At 69.9% G+C, this 2,527-nt stretch carries 3 protein-coding genes; 1 reads left to right on the forward strand and 2 read right to left on the reverse strand.

Annotated features, from left to right (window positions below):
• The coding region (locus AB0M20_RS37810; RefSeq protein ID WP_364305641.1) for a gfo/Idh/MocA family oxidoreductase at positions 1–621 on the forward strand (621 nt) is incomplete at its 5' end.
• 3 nt (positions 622–624) lie between these two features.
• On the opposite strand, the gene AB0M20_RS37815 is transcribed toward AB0M20_RS37810, so the two are convergent.
• Together AB0M20_RS37815 and AB0M20_RS37820 are read right to left on the reverse strand one after the other, a co-directional pair.
• Positions 625–1,491, reverse strand: a complete 867-nt coding sequence (locus tag AB0M20_RS37815; RefSeq protein WP_364305643.1) for a carbohydrate ABC transporter permease — start codon at positions 1,489–1,491, stop codon at positions 625–627.
• Positions 1,491–2,483 carry a sugar ABC transporter permease gene (locus tag AB0M20_RS37820; RefSeq protein ID WP_364305645.1) on the reverse strand — a complete coding sequence of 331 codons (993 nt, stop codon included), beginning with the start codon at positions 2,481–2,483 and terminating at the stop codon, positions 1,491–1,493. The genes AB0M20_RS37815 and AB0M20_RS37820 overlap by 1 nt, the downstream gene beginning before the upstream one ends.
• Positions 2,484–2,527 lie beyond the last annotated feature (44 nt).

Raw genomic sequence — 2,527 nt, forward strand, 5'->3', positions numbered from 1 at the left:
GGCAAGGCTCTGCTGCTGGAGAAGCCCCTCGCGCTCGACCTCGGCGGCGCCCGGGCACTCGCCGACGCCGTCGCGGAGCACGGCGTGGTCACCCAGCTCGTGCTGACCAAGCGCTATCACCGCAGTACCCGGGCCTTCCTCGCCGCGGCGGCGAGCTTCGACGCGGCCGGCGCCATGACCCGGTACCTGCACGGCGCCTTCCTGAGCGGCGAGATGGCAACCGGCTGGCGGCTGACCCGCGGCGCGCTGTACGACCTCGGCCCGCACCTGCTGGACCTGGCCGACGCCGCCCTCGGGCCGATCGAGGACGTGCGCGCCACCGGCGACAGCCGCCGCTGGATCGAGCTCACCTGCCGGCACCGCGGCGGCGCGGTCAGCCAGATGTCACTGTCCGGCGCCGTCGGGCTGGCGTCCTCGCGGGCCGGGATCGAGCTGTTCGGCCCGGCCGGGACCCTGGCCCTCGACTTCGCCACGATCGACCACCAGCAGTGCTGGCCGACGCTGCGTGCCGAGTTCGCCGCGGCCGTGCGCTCCGGCGTGCCGCACAACCTCGACGTCCGCCGCGGGCTGATGCTGCAGGAACTGCTCGACCGCGCGGAGTCCGCGCATCGGCGATCCTGAGCCTCACCCCTTGTCGGCGCCCGCGGTCAGCCCCTCGGTGAGCAGGCGTTCAGCGGCGAAGAACAGGATGACGATGGGCAGGGTGAGCACCACCGAGCCCGCCATCAGCACGGTCTTGCTGACCTCGATGCCGCCCGAGAGTTGCGCCAGCCCGAGCGACACCGTCCAGTCGGCGCGATCCTCCACCAGGAACAGCAGCGCGAACAGGAACTCGTTCCACGCGATCATGAAGATGTACAGCGCGTTGGCCATCACCGCCGGGGCGGCCAGCGGCAGGATCACCTTGCGCAGGGTCTGCAACCGGGTGTACCCGTCGACCGCCGCCGCCTCCTCGAGACTCTCCGGGATGGTGGACAGGTAGTTGCGCAGCATGTAGATCGACACCGGGACGGTCTGCGCGATGTAGACGATGGTCAGCCCGGCCAGCGACCCGCGCAGCCCGAGCCGGGTGAACAGGACGAACAGCGGGATCGCCAGCAGGATCGACGGGAACAGGTACACCGCCAGGAACAGGAAGTGCACCTGCTTGCGCCCGACGAACCGCAGCCGGGTCACCGCGTACGCGCCGGGGATCGACACCAGCAGGGTGAGGATCGTGGCGGCCGCCGACACGATCGCCGAGTTCGTCAGGAACTGCACGAAGCCCTGGCCGCCGTCGTCGGCGGAGGTGAGCACCTCCCGGTACGTCGTCAGCGTCCACTCGGAGAGGCCGCCCCAGAGCCGGCCGGGATTCTGCAGCAGCTCGTCGATCGGGCGGACCGAGAGCAGCAGCATGTAGAGGAACGGGAACAGCGTCACCACGAGCAGGATCGCGATGACCACCCAGCGCAGCACCCGGAACAGCCGGATCTCGAACGTCGCCCGGTCCATCAACTCTCCTCGACGCGGGGGGCCAGGAACCGCAGGTAGATCGCCAGCAGCACGATCAGTCCGGCGGCGAGCACCAGCGCCTGCGCGGAGGCGGCGCCGATGTCGAAGCGGGCGGTGAGGAACTCGTACACCCGGATGCTGACCACCTCGGTGCCGGCACCGCCGCCGGTGAGCAGGTACACGTCGTCGAACTTGTTGAAGGTCATGATGAACCGCAGCACGGTGAGCAGCGCGATGACCGGACCCAGCTGCGGAAGCAGGATGTGCCGGAAGCTCTGGGTGGGCGCGGCGCCGTCGACCAGCGCAGCTTCCTCCAGCTCGCCCGGGACGGCCTGCAGCCGGGCGAGGAGGAACAGGAAGGCGAACGGGAAGTACCGCCATGCCTCGAAGGCGATGACCGTGAACAGCGCCAGTGGGACGTCCACCTGCCAGCCGAAGATCGACAGTGCGTACTCGCGCTGGCCCAGGAAGTCGATCGGCCGGTCCCAGCCGAAGAATCGCGTACCCCAGTCGTTGGCCAGGCCGAACTGGGGGCTGAGCAGGATCTCCCAGACGAACGTGACGGACACGACCGGAGCCACGTACGGCAGCAGGACCGAGGCGCGCACGAAGGTCCGGCCGCGGAACCGCCCGCGCAGGGCGAGCGCCGCCACCAGGCCGAACAGGATCGACAGCGCGGTGCTGCCGATCGTGTAGACCAGGGTGGTCCACAGCGACGACCAGAAGCCCGGTGAGCCCAGCACCAGCTCGAGGTTGCGCAGCGTGTAGTCGCCGAAGACGCTCGCCTGCCGGATGTTGATCAGCCGGATCCGCTGGAACGCCAGCATGATCGTCCACACGATCGGGATCACGACGACGACCAGCACCACGATCAGGGTCGGCGACAGGTACGCCAGACCGGCGCGGTTCTCCCGCTGGCGCAGCGTGAGCGGCCGCCGGGCGCGCTCTTTCGGTTTCGGTGCCGCCGTGCCGGGCGGCCGGGTGGCGACCATCACTCCAGCGACTTCTGGATGGTCCGCACGTCCTCGGTGGCGCG

The organism is Actinoplanes sp. NPDC051633 (assembly GCF_040681735.1).
Classification (GTDB): Bacteria; Actinomycetota; Actinomycetes; order Mycobacteriales; family Micromonosporaceae; genus Actinoplanes.

What these genes read in the sequence shown, in the direction of transcription:
- AB0M20_RS37815 (WP_364305643.1), bottom strand. Translation starts at nt 1,491, where the DNA reads ATGGACCGGGCGACGTTCGAGATCCGGCTGTTCCGGGTGCTGCGCTGG.
- AB0M20_RS37820 (WP_364305645.1), bottom strand. Translation starts at nt 2,483, where the DNA reads ATGGTCGCCACCCGGCCGCCCGGCACGGCGGCACCGAAACCGAAAGAG.